This is a genomic window from Microbacterium sp. JZ70, from assembly GCF_053903225.1.
This window is the reverse complement of record NZ_CP096405.1, coordinates 894,795-911,424: the sequence shown is the minus strand read 5'-3', so window position 1 is coordinate 911,424 and position 16,630 is coordinate 894,795. Positions and strand designations below refer to the sequence as shown.

Below are 16,630 nucleotides of genomic sequence, written 5' to 3'. Positions count from 1 at the left end.
GAGGACATGGCGTTCTCGACACCTGCTGCGTTCACGACGCGACCGGACCTGACCGGCACGTTCGGGATGGCCGCCTCGACGCACTGGACCGCCACCGGCGTCGCCCAGTCGGTGCTCGAGCGCGGCGGCAACGCCTTCGACGCCGCGGTCGCCGCGGCCTTCACGCTCCACGTCGTCGAACCGCACCTCAACGGGCCCGGCGGCGACCTGACCGCGATCATCCGACCTGCCGGCGCCACTCCCCGCGTGCTCGTCGGCCAGGGCCCGGCGCCCGCGGCCGCCTCGGTCGCGCACTTCCGGTCGGAGGGCCTCGACCTCGTCCCGGGCGCGGGCGCGCTCGCGGCGGCGGTCCCGGGTGCCGTCGACGCGTGGCTCCTCCTCCTGCGCGACCACGGCACATGGGAGCCGGCGGATGCTCTCGCCTACGCGATCGGGTACGCCAGGGAGGGCCATCCCGTCCTCCGCAATGTGGTGACGACGATCGAGGGCGTGTCGGCGCTCTTCCGGGACCACTGGCCGACCTCGGCGGAGCGGTGGATGCCCGGCGGCCGCATCCCGCGCCCGGGCGAGATCATGACGAACCCCGAGTACGCGGCGGCGCTCGAGGAGGTCGCGACCCACGCCGCGGCCGTCGCGGGGACCCGCGTCGCGCGGATCGACGCCGCGCGGGCGCGGTGGCGCGAGATCCTCGGCCGCGCCGCGGAGGAGCTCGCTCGCACACCGCACCGCCACTCCGACGGCCGCGATCACGCCGGCGTGCTCTCTCGCGCGGATGTCGAGGCGTTCTCGGCGAGCTGGGAGCATCCGACGACCGCGACGTTCCGCGGGCGGACCATCGCGAAGACCGGGCCATGGGGGCAGGGCCCCGTCCTGCTGCAGGCCCTGAAGATCCTCGAGGGGTTCGACGACGACCGACTCGACCCGTCGAACGAGCTCGGAGCGCACACGATCCTCGAGGCGCTGGGGCTCGCCTTCGCCGACCGCGAGGCCTGGTACGGCGAGCAGCTCTCCTCGGACGACCTCGCATACATGCTCTCCGACGCATATGCCGCAGAACGGCGGGCCCTGATCGGCGATCGGGCGGCGCTCGCCCCGCGTCCCGGCCGCCTGCCCGGCCGCCCGGCGCCGACCATCCGCCCGCTGCACCGCGACGCGGCCGAGCTGGCAGCGGGCGTCGGCGAGCCGACCGTCCCGGGAGCCCGGCCCTCCGAGAGCGGACTCGAGACCGACTCCCGCGGGGTCGCCCGCGGCGACACGTGCCACGTCGACGTCGTCGACCGGTGGGGCAACATCATCTCGGCGACGCCGTCGGGCGGCTGGCTGCAGTCGTCGCCGGCCCTTCCCGGCCTCGGCTTCTGCCTCGGCACGCGCCTGCAGATGACCTGGCTCGATGAGACGTCGCCGTCGGCGCTCCGCCCCGGCGCGCGACCGCGCACGACGCTCACGCCGACCCTCGTGCTCGAGGGAGACGAGCCGGTCATGGCGCTCGGCTCCCCCGGGGGCGATCAGCAAGATCAGTGGCAGCTGCTCTTCCTGCTCCGGGTGCTCGTGGGCGGATGCTCGCCGCAGCAGGCGATCGACGCGCCGGCCTTCCACACGACGGCCTTCCCCGGCTCGTTCTGGCCGCGGACGGGCACGCCCGGTGGCGCGGTCGTCGAGGACCGACTCGGCGACGACGTCATCGCGGGTCTCGAGCGCCGCGGTCACGCCGTGACGCGCGCCGGCGCATGGGCCCTCGGGCGCCTCTCCGCGGTCACGCGCGACCCGCGGACCGGGCTGCTCGGCGCCGCGGCGAACCCGCGCGGCGCCCAGGGCTACGCCGTGGGGCGCTGAGCCGAGCACCGCGACCAGCGGCCCACGGCAGCGCGGCGGATGGCGCGGGTCTCGGCGACTAGAATGGTCCCGATTCCCCGCCCGCGACATCCGGAGCTCATCTCATGCCCACCATCGTCGTCGACGTCATGCCCAAGGCCGAGCTGCTGGACCCGCAGGGCAAGGCCGTCACCGGGTCGCTCGCCCGTCTGGGCCACGGCGCCTTCCAGAACGTCCGCATCGGCAAGCGCATCGAGCTCACGGTCGAGGGCGAGGTCACCGACGAGGTGCTCGCCGAGGCCAAGACGGTCGCCGACGAGATCCTCTCGAACGCCGTCATCGAGGATGTCGTGAACATCGAGGTGGTCGAGTGACCGCCCGCATCGGGGTCATCACCTTCCCCGGATCCCTCGACGACCGCGACGCCCAGCGCGCGGTGCGGATCGCGGGCGCCGAGCCAGTCGCGCTCTGGCACGGCTCGCACGATCTCGAGGGCGTCGACGCGGTCATCCTCCCCGGCGGGTTCTCGTACGGCGACTACCTGCGCGCGGGCGCCATCGCCGCGCATGCGCCGATCATGGCCGAGGTCGCGGACGCCGCGGCGAAGGGCATGCCGGTGCTCGGCATCTGCAACGGCTTCCAGATGCTCGTCGAGGCGCACCTCCTTCCCGGCGGCCTCATCCGCAACGCGCACCAGCAGTTCATCCGCCGCGACCAGCGCCTCCGCGTCGAGAACGCGTCGACCGCCTGGACGAACGCGTTCGAGCAGGGCGAGGAGATCGTCATCCCGCTCAAGAACGCCGACGGCGGCTACATCGCCGACGACGAGACGCTCAAGCGCATCGAGGGCGAGGGCCAGGTCGCGTTCCGCTACCTGGGCGTGAACCCCAACGGCTCGCTCGACGACATCGCCGGCCTCACGAACGAGCGCGGCAACGTCGTGGGCCTCATGCCCCACCCCGAGCACGCCGTGGAGCCCGGCTTCGGCCCCGGCACCCCCGCCGCCATGCGCTCGGGCATCGACGGGCTGCGGTTCTTCGAGTCGGCCATCGCGGCCGTCGTCGCGCAGACCGCATAGCCCGCTCAGCGGCCGAGGCACTCTCCCGAAACCAGGAGGATCGCGCTTTCCCAGGACCGGATCGCGTCCATCCGTCCTGGGAAAGCGGCATCCTCCTCGGGAATGGCGGGCCTGGCACGAACCGCGGGCCTGGCGCGAAGCGCGGGCTTGGCGCGAACCGCGGGCCCGGCACTCCCCGGGGCTTCGGCGTGCCCGCGCCGGTAGCCTCGAAGCGTGACTGCACTGACGCTCTCCGTTCCCACCGACGAGCTCGTCGCCGACGTGACGGCGCTGCTCGACCCCGCGCTCGACATCGAGGTCGTCCTGTGGGACGGGCAGGATGCGCCGCCGCGCGACCGCATCGACATCGTCGTGCCGCCGTACATGCGCCAGGGCCGAATGCTCGCGCGGCTGCCCGAGCTCGAGTGCCGTCTCGTGCAGGCGCAGGCCATCGGCTTCGACGGCGTCGAGGAGCGCCTGCCTCCGGGGACCGTCTACGCGAACGCGGCGAGCGTCCACGAGACCGCGACCGCCGAGCTCGCGGTCGGGCTCATGATCCTCGCTCAGCGCGGTCTCGACCGGATGGTGCACAGCCAGGAGCGCGGCGAGTGGCACAGCTTCCGGATGCCCGGGCTCGCCGATCGGCGGGTCGTGCTGCTCGGCTTCGGCGGCGTCGGCAAGGCGATCGCGCGTCGCCTCGCGGCCTTCGAGGTCGACCTCGTGCCGGTCGCCTCCCGCGCGCGCGACGAGGACGGGCTGCACGTCCACGCACTCGACGAGCTCGACGAGCTGCTTCCCGGGGCCGAGATCCTCGTCAACGCGCTCCCGGGTGGAGAGGAGACGCGCCACCTCATCGACGCCGCTGTCCTCGGGCGACTCCCCGAGCACGCGCTCCTCGTGAACGTCGGCCGCGGGCCGACCGTCGACACCGACGCGCTCGTCGAGCACGTCCGCCGCGGGCGCATCCGCGTGGCGAGCGATGTGTTCGACCCCGAGCCCCTGCCGGAGGGCCATCCGCTCTGGTCGCTCGACGGCGTCTTCATCTCCCCGCATGTCGGCGGCAACAGCGGCGCGATGCGCCCGCGGATCGCGCGCCTGATCGCGCGGCAGGCCGAGCGGATGGCGCGGGGCGAGGAGCCCGAGAACGTCGTCATCCGGACCTGATCGCGGACGCACCCCTCGGTGCGGCCCCTCTTTCGACAGCTGTCGTTCACCGTTCGGACAGCGGGCGTCACCGCGAGGTTGACCGGGATCGCTAGCGTGCGGGTCATCGCCGTCTCGACGGCACCTCTCCCGCATCTCTCCCGGAAGCACCCTCATGCCCGAACATCGTTCGGCGCGCCCGGGGCTCACGCGGTCGCTCGCCTTCGCGACGACCGCCGTGATCCTCGCAGGCTGCGCTGCCCTCGTCCCCGTCTCGGCGACCGCGGCGGAAGGAGGTGCCACGCCGCCCGTGTTCGTGTCGGAGATCCTCGCGAATCCCGTGGGAGCCGACGAGTTCGAGTACATCGAGGTCACCAACCCGACCGATGCGCCCGTGCCGCTCTCGAGCCTCTCCTTCGCGTACACCTACGTCGACTCGGCCGACACGGCGCGCGATGTCGCGCTCACGGTGGACGGCGACGCGACGATCGCCCCCGGCGGGTCGGTCGTGCTGTGGGTGAGCTACGCGAACAGCGACGGCACGCTCGACTCCTTCGCGCGCACGGCGGACGAGTTCCGCGCGGCCACCGGCACGCCCGAGGGCACGCAGGTGCTCCGCGTGACCGGACAGCCGGGGATGGCCAACGGCGGCGGGCGCGGCATCCGCGTGAGCGACGCCCACGGCATCCTCACCTGGTCGTTCTACCCGACCGATTCGATGGCGACCGATCTCGGCGTCGACTTCTCGGTGCCATCCGCCGTCGGCGAGCCCGCCCCGGTCGCGGCGACCCGCACGGCGATGACCCCCGGCGCGGTCTCGCCCGCGCAGCTCACGCCCACGACGCCCGAGCCCGAGCCCACCGAGACCCCCGAGCCGACCGCGACGCCTGAGCCGACGCCGGGCGATCCGGCCGACATCGGCGTGCTCGAGCCGGACTCGTCGGTCGTCGCCGCGCCGCTGCAGATCACGGAGGTGCTCCCGGATTCGGAGAACGTCGGCGGCGCCGACGGCTACGAGTTCATCGAGGTCTACAACGCCACGAGCGCTCCGATCGACTTCGCGGACTACGCGATCACCTACCTGTACCCGCAGGACTACGAGACGAACACCAACGAGGCGCTGTGGCCGTCGTCGCCGCGCGACGTCGTGATCCCGGGCGGCGAGACGCTCGTCCTCTGGATCAAGAACGCCGGCAACGCGGGTCTCGGCGCCGCCGACTTCAACGCGAAGTTCGGCACCGACCTCGTCGCCGGCGAGAGTCTCGTCGAGATCGCGTCGGCTGGCATGGCCAACGGCTCGGCGCGCGGTCTCGACATCCGCACGAACACGGGCTTCAGCATCAACCGCGCCTACTACAACATGGCGGGAGCCGACGACGTCGACGCCGATCGCGGCATCCGCTACACCTCCTCGGACGACCTCGCCCTGCAGTCGATCGTCGATGCGCGCGCGGCGTCGCCGGGTCGCGTCCAGGTCGATCAGGTGCCGTCCGGCCTCGCGGTCGTGGCCGACGACGCGGTCGCGCCGTCTCTCGTCGACCGCACGGTCGCCGAGATCGACCCGGCCGCCGGCTTCACGGTCGATCTCTCCGTGACCGACGACGTGCGCGTGCGCACGGTCTCGCTCGAGATCCGCAACGACGTCGACCCGGAGTCGCGCGTCGTCAATCTCGTCCACGCCGCAGACGACGAGGCGGCCTACCGGCTCACCGTCGGCGCCGCCGACCTCATGGGCAAGAGCTGGTACGAGTACACCGTCGTCGCGACCGACGGCGTCAACGAGATCCGCACGGAGACGCGACGCGTTCCGGTCGCGGGCGCGTCGACCGATCCCGTCCGCCTCAATGTGTCGGACGGGCAGTTCGTGGGCGGCACGACGACCGTGTCGGCGGCGGGAGAGGACTTCCCGCCCGCGCTCGCCCTCGCGATCGACGGCGCGTCGGTGCCGACGCGCGCATCGCTCGAGCACGAGCCGCAGTTCGTGTTCGAGACGTCGCAGACCGACTTCTACTTCCGCAACGGCGTGCGGATCGGCGAGGAGATCCTGCACATCTTCGACGAGGGCACGTACGAGCGCACCGAGACGATGGCCGTCCCCGTGCCGCTCGAGCACATCGCGCAGGGTGCGCCGCTCTCGGTCGACATCTGGGCGGGCACGAAGGCCGGCCCGTGGATCGACGAGTTCGAGAACAACGACGACTTCGTCATCTCGGGCATGCGGCTCGTCCTGCCGGATGGGCGCACGCTGCGCCCCGAGGGCTACGACGACCCGACGCGGATCATCCAGATGGGCGACAGCGCGGGCAAGAACGACATGTTCGCGTCGGTCTTCGCGATCCCCGACGACGCGTTCACGGCGGTCGCACACGACTGGGACACGACGGCGACCGCCGACGGCGCCCATGAGGTGAGCGCGACCGACGGCACGCACGCCGCGACCGCGCAGGTCACGGTCGACAACACGGCCCCCGAGATCGCACCCGCGATCGAGGACGGGCGCGTGTACCAGGGCGAGATCGTCCTGGACGCCGAGGTGTCGGATGGCGCGGGCTCGGGCGTCGCGGAGGTCGTCGCGACCCTCGACGGCGAGCCGGTCGAGCTCGGCACGCGGACCTCCTCCGTCGAGCTCGCAGCCGGGGAGCACGTGCTCGCCGTCACGGCGACCGACCACGTCGGCAACGCGGGCGAGTCCACGACGACCTTCACGGTGCCCGAGGAGCAGCCGGGCGCCGACGGCTTCGCCCCCGATGAGGGCGCCGAGGTCGAGGCTGGCGACGTCATCCTGCAGGCGATGGTCACCGACCCCATGGGCGACCCGCTCGACGTGTCGTTCCGCGAGGGGCACCGCTTCGAGCTGGGCGATGAGGAGGTGACCGCGGCGAGCGGCACGACGCACGACGCGTCGGCCCTCGAGCGCGACCTCGAGCCGTCGGCCGAGCCCGCGCCATCCGCCGGTGCCGCAGCGGCCGCAGCGGACCTGCCGACGACCACGGGGCTCGCCCCCGTGACGTCGACCGACGCGCTGCCGTACTACACGTTCGACGTCGCCGTCCCCGACGACGCGGGCGAGGGCGCGACCGCGCGCCTCACTTGGTCGGGCTCGGCGGACGCGCACGCGCAGGTCATCCTGTACGCGCTCGCGGCCGACGGCGCCTCGTGGATCGAGATCTCGCGTCACCTCACGGCGTCGGAGGGCGAGGAGTTCACGCTCACCGGCTCCATCCCCGTGGCCGACGCCGCGCACGACGGCGTGATCACGGCGCTCGTGCAGCACTCCGAGGGATTCGCCGGCGCGAACCTCTCGACGCGCGACTCGGAGGTCGCCCCCGCGCACCCCGACGACACGCCCCGCTCGGAGTACGACTTCACGATCGCGTGGGAGTCGGACACGCAGTACTACAACGAGGAGTTCACCCAGCACCAGGCGGCGATCCACGACTACGTGCTGGGCCAGCGCGAGGCGCAGAACATCCAGTACCTCATCCACACGGGCGACGTCGTGGACGACTACGACCAGGAGTACCAGTGGCTGAACGCCTCCCCGCAGTACGCGCGGCTCGATGACGCCGGTCTGCCCTACGGCGTGCTCGCGGGCAACCACGACGTCGGGCACGGCGTGAGCGACTACGCGAACTTCTCGCGGTACTTCGGCGAGGCGCGCTATGCCGACCGGCCCTGGTACGGCGAGAGCTTCGAGGACAACCGCGGTCACTACGACCTCATCACCGCGGGCGGGATCGACTTCATCATGCTCTACATGGGGTGGGACCCCCAGCAGAGCGCGATCGACTGGATGAACGAGGTGCTCGCGCAGCACCCCGAGCGCATCGCGATCATCAACCTGCACGAGTTCATGCTCACGACGGGCGGACTCGGACCCGTGCCGCAGCAGATCATGGACGAGGTCGTCGCGACCAACCCGAACGTGCGGCTCGTCTTCTCGGGGCACTACCACGACGCGTTCACGCGCGTGGACGAGTTCGACGACGACGGCGACGGCGTCGCCGACCGCAAGGTCCACGCGATGCTGTTCGACTACCAGGGCCTGCCCGAGGGCGGTCAGGGCTTCCTGCGCCTGCTGCAGTTCGACAACGTCGGGCAGCGGATGGCCGTGCGCACGTTCTCGCCGTCGCTCCAGCGCTACAACTCCGACGAGCCGAGCCTGCTGGGCCCCGCCGAGGACCCCTACCTGCACCAGGACTTCGAGGTGCCCTACGCGGATCTCGGGATCGCGCCGAGCGACAAGACGCTCGCGACCTCCGGGTTCACGGCGGAGATCCTCACCGCGAACGAGATCGACGCCCTCGCCGGCGTCGAGAGCGGCACCGTGGCTGCGGTCAAGTGGCCGCTCGAGGTGCTCGGCGACCACGGCTGGTTCGTGGAGACGCGCGACCCGCATGGCGCCGTCGAGGTCTCGGCCGTGCGCACCTTCACCCTCATCGAGGCGACCGAGGAGCCGGGCGAGACGCCCGGTCCCGAGGAGCCGGGCGAGACGCCTGGTCCGGGTGAGACGCCTGGTCCGGGTGAGACGCCCGGGTCCGAGCAGCCGGGCGAGACGCCCCGGCCGGAGGAGACGCCGGACTTCGGCGAGGGCCCGGGCGGACCGGACTCCGAGGAGACGCCCGAGCCGGAGGCGCCCGCAGGCACCCCCGAGCCCGAGGAGACGCCGTCGCCCGAGGCTCCGCGCCCCGAGCAGTCGCCCGAGTCGGAGGCCCCTGCCCCGGAGCAGTCGCCCGAGTCGGAGGCCCCGGAGTCGGAGCAGCCGGTTCCGCCGGCCGAGTCGACGCCCGAGGCTGCCCCCGAGGACACGGCACCCGAGGACGCACCCGAGGAGCCGACCGCTGACGAGCAGCGGGAGCTCGAGCCGACCGGCATCACGATGGCCGCGACGCTCGTGGCCGCCGCGCTCGCGCTCATCGCGCTCGGAACGGCGCTCGTCGCCCGCGCCCGCACGCGCCGCAGCTGACACCGCGCACCCGAAGCGGCCGGATCCCGATGGATCCGGCCGCTTCGGCGTCTCTCGCCTCCCTCAGCGCGTGTCGATGTCCTCGCCCGACCACAGGTCGCCGCACTCGACCTCGCGCACGCGGTTCGCGACGAGGTAGGGGCGCGCTCCCCGGTCGCCCGACAGCGAGGCCGTCAGCGCGTCGACGTGCGCGGAGCCGATGACGGCCGGATGGCCGGGCCGGCCCCGGTAGACGGCCTGCGCGAGGGCGGTCGGCGGATCGCCCGCGGCCGCGAGCACGCGCCGGACGGCCGTGCTCGGCAGCTCGGGGACGTCGACGGTCGCGACGACGACCGCGTCCGCGCCCGCAGACGCGGCGAGCGCGGAGCGCAGGGTGGCGGACATGCCGTCCTGCCAGTCGGATGCCACGACGATGTCGGCGCGGTCCGGCACGAGGGAGCGCGCCGCTGCGGCCCGCGCTCCCAGGGCGACGACGACGCGATCGCAGCCGCCCTCCTCGAGCGCCGCGACGACGCGGGCGAGCCAGGGCGTGCCATCCGCCGTGCGCGCGAGCGCCTTGGGCCCGCCGAAGCGCGTGCCGGCGCCGGCCGCCAGCACGATCCCGCAGATCGCCGCCATCCTCCGACCGTAGCGCGCCGATCTCACAGCGCTCCTGTCTTCTCCGTGAAACATGGGGAGGGATAGCGTGGAGCATGCTCGAACTCGCGGCGGCTCTCCTCGATCGGCTCGCGCGCGGCCGACGCGCCGCGGTGATCACCGTGACCCGCGTCGCGCGTAGCGCGCCCCGGGGTCTCGGCGCGTCGATGGCCGTGACGGATGAGGGCGAGGTCGTGGGCTCGATCTCGGGCGGATGCGTCGAGGGCGACGCGGTCGTCCTCGCGCACGCGGTGCTGGCCGACGGCGTCGCCCGCACCGCGACCTTCGGCTTCGACGACCGGACGGCGCACGCGGCGGGCCTCGCGTGCGGCGGCCAGGTCGACGTCATCGCCTACGAGGTTCGCGCCGCCGACCCCGTCGCGATGCGGGCGCTCGAGCGGGCGGCGGATGGCCGCGCGGCGACCGCGGGGATCGTCCTGGAGGGCGCGGACCGCGGTCGGATCGTCGCCTCGCGCGACCTCGGCCCCGCGTCGTCGGCCGCGTTCGATGCCGCGGCGCTCCTCGCCGAGACCCGGGTCGTCGGCCGTCCGGCGGTGCTGGCGGTCTCGAGCGCCCCGCGACCGCGCCTCATCCTCGCCGGCGCGACCGAGCACGCCGCGGCGCTCTGCCGCGTCGGCGCGGCGGCGGGCTTCGCGGTGACCGTCGTCGATCCGTGGGAGCTGCTCGTCACGCGCGAGCGCTTCCCCGATGCCGACGACCTCGTCGCCGCCCTCCCGCACGAGCACCTCGCGCGCCTTCCGGAGAGCGCGGTCGACGCGCGCACGGCCGTGTGCGTGCTCACCCACGACGCGCGGCTCGACGTGCCGGCCATCCGCCAGGCCCTCGCCCTGCCGATCGGGTTCGTCGGCGCGCTCGGCGCCCGCGCGACCGTCGCGCGGCGCGCCGAGCTCCTGCGGGCGGAGGGCGTCTCCGACGCCGACCTCGCGCGGCTGCACGCCCCGCTCGGGCTCGACCTGGGCGGCTCGGCGCCCGAGGAGACGGCGGTCGCGATCCTCGCGGAGATCCTCGCCGCCCGGCATGGGGGAACCGGCGCGCCGCTGCGCGAGCGGACCGGGCCGCTGCACCGCGACCGCCCGGCGGCCGAGGCCGCGTGCGCGGCTCCTCCGCGTAACACCGCCGTGACACGGGGTTCCTAGGATCGGCGTGAGCGTGTCCTATCACCATGACTCCGCGCACGTCAGGGCGGGGACTGCGACGTCCGTCACAGACCCCAGGAGCGTCATGAGCACCATCGCACCCGCCCGCACGATCATCGAGGGCGGCTACGTCGTCACGGTCGACCAGCACGGGACCGAGCACCGCACGGGTCACGTGGTCATCGAGGGCGGGCGCATCGCCGCGGTGGGAGCGGGGGCCGCTCCGGCCGAGCTGCGCGCGGGCGCCGAGGTCGTCGACGCGACGGACTGCCTCGTCACCCCGGGCCTCGTGAACACCCACAACCACCTCTTCCAGTGGCTCACCCGAGGGCGCGCGCAGGACGCCATCCTCTTCGACTGGCTGACGGCGCTCTACCCCCTGTGGTCGCACATCGACGCCGACCTCACGGGCGAGGGCGCCGCCGGCGCGATGGCCGTGCTCGCCCGCTCGGGCTGCACGACCGTCGCCGACCACCACTACGTCTTCCCGCAGGGCTCCGGCGACATCGTCGGCGCGCTCGTCGCGACCGCCGACGAGATCGGCGTGCGGCTGCACGCGACCCGCGGGTCGATGGATCTCGGCGCCTCGCAGGGCGGGCTGCCGCCGGACGCCGCCGTCGAGGAGACGGACGCCGCCCTCCGCGCATCGCAGGAGGCGGTCGAGCGCTGGCACGACCCGAGCCCGGACTCGCGCGTGCACATCGCGATCGCGCCGTGCTCGCCGTTCTCGGTCACCGGCGACCTGCTGCGCGAATCGGCGGCCCTGGCTCGCGCCCTGGGCGTCCGCCTCCACACGCACGCCTCCGAGACCGCCGAGGAGGACGCGTTCTGCGCGGAGCGCTTCGGGATGTCGCCGACGGCGTATCTCGAGGGCCTCGGCAGGCTGGGTGACGACGTCTGGATGGCGCACGCCGTGCACCTCGACGACGCCGCCGTCGCGCGGTACGCGGCCACCGGCACGGGGGTCGCCCACTGCCCGTCGTCGAACGGGCGGCTGGCGGCCGGGATCGCACCCGTGCGCACGATGCTCGACGCGGGCGTGCCCGTCGGGCTCGGCGTCGACGGGGCGGCGTCCAACGAGTCGGGACAGCTCGGGGTCGAGATCCGCGAGGCCGTGCTCATGGGCCGGCTCCGCTCGGGCGCTGACGGGATGAGCGTGCGGGACGCCCTTCGGATGGCGACGGCCGGCGGCGCGCGCGTCCTCGGACGCGAGGACGCGATCGGGGCGCTCGAGCCCGGACTGCTCGCGGACGTCGCCGTGTGGTGGATCGGGGGCGTCGAGCACGCCGGCATCCTCGACCCGGTCGCGGCGCTCGGCCTGGGCGCCCTGCCGCCGCTGCGGCGGCTTCTCGTCGGCGGGCGCACGGTCGTGGCGGACGACGTGCTCGTCTCCTCCGACGAGGGGCGGATCGCCGAGCGGGTGACCGCCGCATCGCGCGCGCTGGCGGAGCGGGCGTCATGGATCTGAACGCCGTCGAGACCTACCGGCGCGCACGCTCGCGCGCCGACCTCGCCCTCGCGCCGGGCGAGGTGCCGCTCGCGGGCGGCACGCTGCTCTTCAGCGCGCCGAGCCCGCTCATCACGGGGCTCGTCGACCTCACGACGCTCGGCTGGCCCGACCTCGAGCCGTCGGCCGACGGCCTGCGCATCGGGGCGACCTGCCCCATCGCGCGCCTCGTCGCGTTCGCCGAGGGCCGCGACGCGCTGCGCCCCGATCCGACCTGGACGGCCGTGCCCCTCTTCGCCGACGCCGCGCACGCCCTCCTCGCCTCCTTCAAGATCTGGAACACCGCGACGGTCGGCGGCAACATCGCTCAGTCCTACGCCGCGGCGGCCATGGTCGCGCTCGGCGCGGCCCTCGACGCCGAGGCGCTCATCTGGACCCCCGACGGAGGCGAGCGCCGGATGCCCGTGGCCGAGATCCCGGCAGGGAACGGCCTCAGCTCGCTCGGTACGGGAGAGATCATCCGCGCCGTCGACATCCCCGCGCGGGCCCTGCGGTCGCGGGCCGCGCTGCGTCGGATCGCGCTCGCCGAGCTCGGACGCTCGGACGCCGTCGTGACCGGCCGGGTGGACGAGGGCGGAGCCGCGGTGTTCGGCATCACGGCGAGCGTCGAGCGCCCCGTCGTGCTGCGCTGGCCATCCCTCCCGAGCGCGGCCGACCTGAGGGCCGCGGTGGCCGGGGCCGAGGGCTGGTACACCGACCCCCTGGGCGCCGCCGACTGGCGCCGCGGCGTCTCGGTCGTCCTCGCGGAACGCTGCCGCGCGGCCCTCGCGGAAGGAGACGCGGAATGAGGTTCACGGTCAACGGCTCCCCCGTCGACGCCGATCCGCGCCCCGGTCAGTGCCTGCGCACGCTCCTGCGCGAGCACGGGCACACCGAGGTGAAGAAGGGCTGCGATGCCGGCGACTGCGGCGCGTGCGGCGTGCTCGTCGACGGCGTCCCTGTCCACTCGTGCCTCATCCCCGCCGTGCGCGCGGAGGGCGTCGCGGTCACGACGGCGGCCGGGCTCGCTCCGGGCGACGAGCTCCACCCCGTGCAGGAGGCGCTCGCGACCGGGTTCGGGTTCCAGTGCGGGTTCTGCACGCCGGGGATCAGCGTGACCGCGTCGTGCCTGCAGCCGGGCGACGAGCGCGACCTCGACCGGCGTCTCAAGGGCAACCTCTGCCGCTGCACGGGATACCGCCCGATCCGCGAGGCGATCGCGTCGACGCTCACGGCGGTGCGCGAGACCAGGCCCGGCACGTCCCAGGAGGAGGCCGGCGGCGTCGGCCGGTCCGTCGTGCCGGAGGCCGCCCGCCGCATCGTGCAGGGGCGCGAGCCGTACACGTTCGACGAGGTGCCGGACGGGGCGCTCATCCTGCGCGTCCTGTCGTCGCCCCACGCGCACGCCCGCATCACGTCCATCGACACGACCGCGGCCGAGGCCGTGCCGGGCGTCGTGGCGGTCTTCACGCACCGCGACGTGCCCGGCATCCGCTACTCGACGGGGCGCCACGAGCACCGCACCGACGACCCCGACGACACGCGCATGCTCGACGACGTCGTGCGGCACATCGGCCAGCGCGTCGCGGCCGTTGTCGCCGAGACCGCGGCGGCGGCCGAGCGCGCCTGCGGTCTCATCGCGGTCGCCTACGAGCCGCTCCCCGCCGTCTTCGACCCCGAGGCCGCGCGCACGCCGGGTGCTCCGGCCATCCATCCCGACCGCACGCCCGACGACCGCGTCGCGGATGCCGCGCGCAACGTCGTCGGCGCCGTCCACACGGGGCGGGGCGGCGACATCGACGCCGCGCTCGCGGCGAGCGCCGTCACCGTCGCGGGCACCTGGCAGACGTCGCGCACGTCGCACGCGCAGCTCGAGACGCACGGCGCGGTCGGATGGCTCGAGGGCGACGTCCTGACCATCCGCTCGTCGACGCAGGTCCCGTTCCTCACCCGCGACGAGCTCGCGCGCATCCTCGAGCTGCCGCGCGAGCGCGTCCGCGTCTTCGCGCCCCGCGTCGGCGGCGGCTTCGGCGGCAAGCAGGAGCTCCTCGCGGAGGACCTCGTCGCGCTCGCCGTGCTGCGCACGGGGCGCCCCGTCGCGTACGAGTTCTCCCGCGCGGACGAGTTCCTCCGCGCGCCCGTGCGGCATCCGATGCGCGTGAGCGTCGAGCTGGGCGCGGATGCCGACGGCCGGCTCACGGCGATGCGCCTCGACGTGCTGAGCGACACCGGCGCGTACGGCAACCACGCGCTCGGCGTGCTCTTCCACGGCGTCGCCGAGTCGGTCACGATCTACCGCACGCCCGTGCTCCGGCTCGACGCCGAGGTCGTCTACACGAACAACCCGCCGTCGGGGGCCTTCCGCGGATACGGCCTCGGGCAGGTCATGCTCGGCATCGAGTCGGCCATGGACATGCTCGCCGAGCGGCTCGGTCTCGATCCGTTCGAGGTCCGGCGCCGCAACGCCGTGCGCGAGGGCGACCCGATCCTCGCGGCCGACGGCCACGTCGAGGACGACCTCGTGTGGGGCAGCTACGGGCTCGATCAGTGCCTCGACCTCGCGCAGGAGGCGATGCAGCGCGGTGACGGCGAGACCGCGCCCGACGGCTGGCTCGTCGGCGAGGGGATGGCCGCCGCCATGATCGCGACGATGGCGCCCTTCGGCCACGTGGCGCACGCGTCGGCATCGCTGCGGCCCGACGGCGTCTTCGAGCTGCGCACGGGCACGGCCGAGTTCGGCAACGGCACGACCACCGTCCACCGGCAGATCGCGGCGAGCGCGCTCGGCGTGCCGCTCTCCATGATCCGGCTCGCCCACGCCGACACGGCGCTCGTTCCGCACGACACCGGCGCGTTCGCGTCGGCCGGCACGACCGTCGCCGGCAAGGCGCTCCACGCCGCCTGCCTCGCGCTGCGCGAGCGGATGGTCGGGCTCGCTGCCGCGCGCACGGGCGTCTCCCCGGCGGAGTGCGCGCCCACGGCCGAGGGCGTCGCGACCCCGGCGGGCGTCATCCCCTTCGCGGAGCTCGCGGGGCCCGGCGGGATCACCGCGGCCGGCGAGGAGCACGGCGACCGCCGCTCCCTCGCGTTCGACGTGCACGCCGTCCGCGTCGCCGTCGACCCGGAGACCGGCGTCGTCCGCATCCTGAAGTCGGTCCACGCGGCCGACGCGGGCTTCGTCATGAACCCCGCGCAGTGCCGCGGCCAGGTCGAGGGAGGCGTCGCCCAGGGCATCGGCGGCGCACTGTACGAGGAGGTGCTCGTCGAGGACGGGGTCGTGCGGAATCCGATGTTCCGCACGTATCGGGTTCCGCAGTCGGCCGACATCCCCGACACCGAGGTGCTCTTCGCCGACACCGCCGACGCGCTCGGCCCGTTCGGGGCGAAGTCGATGAGCGAGTCCCCCTACAACCCCGTGGCGCCGGCCATCGGCAACGCGATCGCGCGCGCCATCGGCCGGCGCCCCTTCCATCAGCCGTTCACCCGCGAGCGCGTGTGGCGGCTGCTGCAGGAGGGTCAGACGGCGGTGTAGCCGCCGTCGATGAGGTAGTAGCCGCCGGTCACGAACGACGCGTCGTCGGAGAGGAGGAAGCGGACGACCTTCGCGACCTCCTCTGCCCGGCCCAGCCGCCCGAGCGGGTGCTTGGCCTTGAGCGCCTCGAGCGCCTCGGCGGGCAGCTTCTGCAGGAGCGGGGTGTCGATGTAGCCAGGCCCGACCGCGTTGATGCGCAGCCCCTGCGCGCCGTACTCGGCGGCGGCGTTCTTCGTGAGGCCGACGACCGCGTGCTTCGAGGCCGTGTACGCGGAGTTGCCGAGCGCGGCGACCATCCCGTGGATCGACGCCATGTTCACGATCGCGCTCTCGCCGGCTCCGGCCTCGAGCATCGCGGGGATCTGGTGCCGCATGCCGTAGAGCACGCCGTCGAGGTTGATGCCGATGACGCGGTTCCAGTCATCCACGTCGATCTCGCCGGTCGGCGCCTGGCGGCCGCCGATCCCGGCGTTGTTGACCGCGTAGTTGAGGCGGCCGAACGTCTCCTTGGCGAACGCGACCGCCTTCTCGCTGTCCTCGGCGACCGAGGTGTCGGCGCGGAACGCCGCGGCCTCGCCCCCGGCAGCGGCGATGTCGTCGGCCACGCGCTGCGCGGCATCCAGGTCGATGTCGGTCACGACGACCTTCGCACCGTGGGCCGCCAGGTCCTTCGCGATGGCCTCGCCGATGCCCGATCCGCCGCCCGTGACGAGGGCGACCCTTCCGTCGAATGACATAATGTTCCCTTCGATCTCCTGCGCGAAGATCCATGCCTTTGCATGAACCCTGACATCTAGACTACGCCTGTCGAAGACAGGCGGGTCGATGCGCGCGCAGCCCG

At 73.8% G+C, this 16,630-nt stretch carries 11 protein-coding genes; 9 read left to right on the top strand and 2 right to left on the bottom strand.

What is annotated here, in order from left to right; translation table 11 throughout:
* Window positions 1-6 precede the first annotated feature (6 nt).
* The 5 genes from M1D46_RS04065 (at window position 7) to M1D46_RS04045 (ending at window position 8,978) form a co-directional block, all read left to right on the top strand.
* Window positions 7-1,833 carry a gamma-glutamyltransferase family protein gene (locus tag M1D46_RS04065; RefSeq protein ID WP_456286699.1) on the top strand — a complete coding sequence of 609 codons (1,827 nt, stop codon included), beginning with the start codon at window positions 7-9 and terminating at the stop codon, window positions 1,831-1,833.
* Window positions 1,834-1,937: 104 nt separating this feature from the next.
* Window positions 1,938-2,186, top strand: a complete 249-nt coding sequence (gene purS / locus M1D46_RS04060) for a phosphoribosylformylglycinamidine synthase subunit PurS (RefSeq protein ID WP_282979291.1) — start codon at window positions 1,938-1,940, stop codon at window positions 2,184-2,186.
* Window positions 2,183-2,890 carry a phosphoribosylformylglycinamidine synthase subunit PurQ gene (gene purQ, locus M1D46_RS04055; protein ID WP_271173448.1) on the top strand — a complete coding sequence of 236 codons (708 nt, stop codon included), beginning with the start codon at window positions 2,183-2,185 and terminating at the stop codon, window positions 2,888-2,890. Before purS ends, purQ begins: the two co-directional genes overlap by 4 nt.
* Window positions 2,891-3,103: 213 nt before the next feature.
* Window positions 3,104-4,033, top strand: coding sequence for a 2-hydroxyacid dehydrogenase (locus tag M1D46_RS04050; RefSeq protein ID WP_456286698.1), 930 nt, complete (start codon window positions 3,104-3,106; stop codon window positions 4,031-4,033).
* A gap of 154 nt (window positions 4,034-4,187) precedes the next feature.
* A complete protein-coding gene (locus M1D46_RS04045; protein WP_456286697.1) occupies window positions 4,188-8,978 on the top strand; it encodes a lamin tail domain-containing protein in 4,791 nt (1,596 codons plus the stop codon).
* A 63-nt stretch (window positions 8,979-9,041) separates the two neighbouring features.
* Here M1D46_RS04045 and M1D46_RS04040 read toward each other — a convergent pair whose 3' ends face one another.
* Window positions 9,042-9,596, bottom strand: coding sequence for a nucleotidyltransferase family protein (locus M1D46_RS04040; protein ID WP_282979289.1), 555 nt, complete (start codon window positions 9,594-9,596; stop codon window positions 9,042-9,044).
* Window positions 9,597-9,670: 74 nt separating this feature from the next.
* On the opposite strand from M1D46_RS04040, the gene M1D46_RS04035 reads away from it, so the two are divergent.
* The 4 genes from M1D46_RS04035 to M1D46_RS04020 all read left to right on the top strand — a co-directional run bounded on the left by M1D46_RS04035 (window position 9,671) and on the right by M1D46_RS04020 (window position 15,789).
* Complete coding sequence (locus tag M1D46_RS04035; RefSeq protein ID WP_456286696.1) at window positions 9,671-10,771, top strand: XdhC family protein; 1,101 nt, start codon at window positions 9,671-9,673, stop codon at window positions 10,769-10,771.
* An 85-nt stretch (window positions 10,772-10,856) separates the two neighbouring features.
* Complete coding sequence (locus M1D46_RS04030) at window positions 10,857-12,239, top strand: 8-oxoguanine deaminase (protein WP_456286694.1); 1,383 nt, start codon at window positions 10,857-10,859, stop codon at window positions 12,237-12,239.
* Window positions 12,230-13,066, top strand: a complete 837-nt coding sequence (locus M1D46_RS04025; protein ID WP_456286692.1) for an FAD binding domain-containing protein — start codon at window positions 12,230-12,232, stop codon at window positions 13,064-13,066. The genes M1D46_RS04030 and M1D46_RS04025 overlap by 10 nt, the downstream gene beginning before the upstream one ends.
* A complete protein-coding gene (locus tag M1D46_RS04020) occupies window positions 13,063-15,789 on the top strand; it encodes a molybdopterin-dependent oxidoreductase (protein WP_456286691.1) in 2,727 nt (908 codons plus the stop codon). The genes M1D46_RS04025 and M1D46_RS04020 overlap by 4 nt, the downstream gene beginning before the upstream one ends.
* Here M1D46_RS04020 and M1D46_RS04015 read toward each other — a convergent pair.
* Window positions 15,774-16,526, bottom strand: a complete 753-nt coding sequence (locus tag M1D46_RS04015) for an SDR family NAD(P)-dependent oxidoreductase (protein WP_374727761.1) — start codon at window positions 16,524-16,526, stop codon at window positions 15,774-15,776. The genes M1D46_RS04020 and M1D46_RS04015 overlap by 16 nt on opposite strands.
* Window positions 16,527-16,630: the final 104 nt, after the last annotated feature.

What these genes read in the sequence shown, in the direction of transcription:
- M1D46_RS04015 (WP_374727761.1), bottom strand. Translation starts at nt 16,526, where the DNA reads ATGTCATTCGACGGAAGGGTCGCCCTCGTCACGGGCGGCGGATCGGGC.
- M1D46_RS04065 (WP_456286699.1), top strand. Translation starts at nt 7, where the DNA reads ATGGCGTTCTCGACACCTGCTGCGTTCACGACGCGACCGGACCTGACC.
- purS (WP_282979291.1), top strand. Translation starts at nt 1,938, where the DNA reads ATGCCCACCATCGTCGTCGACGTCATGCCCAAGGCCGAGCTGCTGGAC.
- M1D46_RS04025 (WP_456286692.1), top strand. Translation starts at nt 12,230, where the DNA reads ATGGATCTGAACGCCGTCGAGACCTACCGGCGCGCACGCTCGCGCGCC.
- M1D46_RS04035 (WP_456286696.1), top strand. Translation starts at nt 9,671, where the DNA reads ATGCTCGAACTCGCGGCGGCTCTCCTCGATCGGCTCGCGCGCGGCCGA.
- M1D46_RS04030 (WP_456286694.1), top strand. Translation starts at nt 10,857, where the DNA reads ATGAGCACCATCGCACCCGCCCGCACGATCATCGAGGGCGGCTACGTC.
- M1D46_RS04020 (WP_456286691.1), top strand. Translation starts at nt 13,063, where the DNA reads ATGAGGTTCACGGTCAACGGCTCCCCCGTCGACGCCGATCCGCGCCCC.
- M1D46_RS04040 (WP_282979289.1), bottom strand. Translation starts at nt 9,596, where the DNA reads ATGGCGGCGATCTGCGGGATCGTGCTGGCGGCCGGCGCCGGCACGCGC.
- M1D46_RS04045 (WP_456286697.1), top strand. Translation starts at nt 4,188, where the DNA reads ATGCCCGAACATCGTTCGGCGCGCCCGGGGCTCACGCGGTCGCTCGCC.